The 1,904-nt window shown below is 39.1% G+C and carries 3 protein-coding genes and 1 pseudogene; 3 read left to right on the forward strand and 1 reads right to left on the reverse strand.

What is annotated here, in order from left to right; translation table 11 throughout:
* Positions 1-69: GIY-YIG nuclease family protein (locus ELS83_RS22795; RefSeq protein WP_171597611.1), on the reverse strand; the 69-nt coding region annotated here is incomplete at its 3' end.
* A gap of 44 nt (positions 70-113) precedes the next feature.
* On the opposite strand from ELS83_RS22795, the pseudogene ELS83_RS22500 reads away from it, so the two are divergent.
* The 3 genes and pseudogenes from ELS83_RS22500 to ELS83_RS21565 all read left to right on the forward strand — a co-directional run.
* Positions 114-266, forward strand: a pseudogene (locus ELS83_RS22500) (RHS repeat-associated core domain-containing protein); the annotation flags it as partial.
* A gap of 111 nt (positions 267-377) precedes the next feature.
* A complete protein-coding gene (locus ELS83_RS22615; protein WP_346728180.1) occupies positions 378-1,199 on the forward strand; it encodes a TNT domain-containing protein in 822 nt (273 codons plus the stop codon).
* A gap of 9 nt (positions 1,200-1,208) precedes the next feature.
* Positions 1,209-1,469, forward strand: a complete 261-nt coding sequence (locus tag ELS83_RS21565) for a hypothetical protein (RefSeq protein WP_171597610.1) — start codon at positions 1,209-1,211, stop codon at positions 1,467-1,469.
* Positions 1,470-1,904 lie beyond the last annotated feature (435 nt).

Consider the following 1,904-nt stretch of genomic DNA (forward strand, 5'->3'; position numbering starts at 1 on the left):
TAAATTTTTAGTATAGCCAACGTAGAGCTTCTTGTCTTTTTGGCTAAAAAGGACATAAGTATAATACATAAACTAAAGTTAAGAATTTAAAACTATTTCACTGGGTTTATACAGGCAAAGAGTTCATTGATAGTTTAGGGGTAAATTGGTACGACCACCATGCTCGTTATTACGACCCGGAGGTAGGCCGTTGGTTTGCCATTGATCCGGCACTGCAGGCTTCGAGTCCTTACTTGGCTATGGGGAATAACCCGATGATTTATGTGGATGAGAACGGAGAATTCTGGCACATTGTAATAGGGGCTGTTGTTGGAGGAGTGATTAACTTGGGGGTAAAAGCCTGGCAAGGGGAAATAGATAGCTTTGGCAAGGGCTTAATGGCATTTGGAATTGGTGCGGTAGCCGGAGCTGTTGGAGCAGCAACAGGAGGAGCTGCATTTTTAGCAGCAGGAGGAGGAGCTGCCGGAGCAGGAGGCTTTATGGCCGGAGCAGCTGCAGGGTCTGCCGCGGCAGCAGCTTCAATGCCAATTCAAAATGGTTTAAATCATTTGGCTTTTGGCGACCCATTAATGACCCCTGAAGAGTATGCACAAGGAATAGCATTTGGAGCATTGCTTGGAGGGTCTGTTAATGGAGGAATAGCAAAGCTTAATGGCAGGTCGTTTTGGAACGGAAGTCTGAATAGTGGACCTACCACCATGCCTGCACAAACGCTTGAACCGAAAATTCTAAAGCCAAATGAGATAAAAACTCCGATGAGGAAACCGGAGTCTTTGCCTCAAACAAGGACGGATAACCTACCTGAGCCTGCTACTTTTAGAAAAGTTGATTTGCCGGGTGAGAGAACGTATTGGGTAAGGGATAATGTTCAAACCAAAGAAATAACAAATTTCTATCCTAAAAATGGAGGGGCAGTAGGTAAATGGCAATCTGATTATTTGATGCCAGGTACAAAAATTGATAGGTTTGGTAGTGATTTTGGAAAATATTTTTCTCCTAAGGGAACACCAATGTCTATGCGGGCTTTACCTCCAGGGAATAATGGGAATTATAACTCGTATATGGTTGTAAAGCCAATACATGTACAAACATCAACTATAGCTCCCGCATTTGATAAAATGGGATTAGGTGTTCAATATTTAACACCCGTCAATGCAAACACATTATTGGATAAAGGTTTTATTGTACCAATTAAATAGGATGTATAAATGAATAAAAAGGATTTAAAAGAAGAATTAGATTTGTTAAATGTTAATCAAGAGTTTTATTCTTTAAATGGTGATCTGATTCCTGACACTATTGTATTAGTTGAGAATTATGATTTATGGGAAGTGTTTTATTTTGATGAAAGAGGAAGCATAAACAACAAGAAGGATTTTAAAACGGAAAAAGAAGCGTGTTTATATATTTATAATTTATTTGTAAAATCTAAAGAAATTAAAGATCGATTTAAAGGAAATAATTTGTAAAATTTTATCCAAAGCTAGTGCGAGTTTGCACTATCTGCTGGTGCGAGTGTTTCACTCGTACCTGTTTTCGAAGAAAATATAAGAAAATAACAAGCCATTTGCACAGCATTGTTGGTGGTTTGTTTTATTAGGTTGTAAGGATTTTTGCACAGGCTGAGTGTGAGCTGTAAGTTGCCTTAGCGGGAGTGTGAAAAAGAATTTTTTAGGGGTAATTTGAATTTGGTAGAGGCCACACGAAAGGGGGCGTTTCACTAATATCGTAAACTGGGAATGTGTAGTTTCGAGAGGCAACTTGATGTTGAATTGTTGTAATTGCCTGTATTCACAGGACACGAGCTACAAGCTCGCGCCCAATGTCATTAAGTTAAGGTTATTTCACAAAGCATCACGCTGATTTTTAGTAACCTTTGGTTTGACTCTATTTCTGTATTTATC

Source organism: Marinifilum caeruleilacunae, assembly GCF_013141825.1.
In the GTDB taxonomy this organism is placed as follows: domain Bacteria; phylum Bacteroidota; class Bacteroidia; order Bacteroidales; family Marinifilaceae; genus Marinifilum; species Marinifilum caeruleilacunae.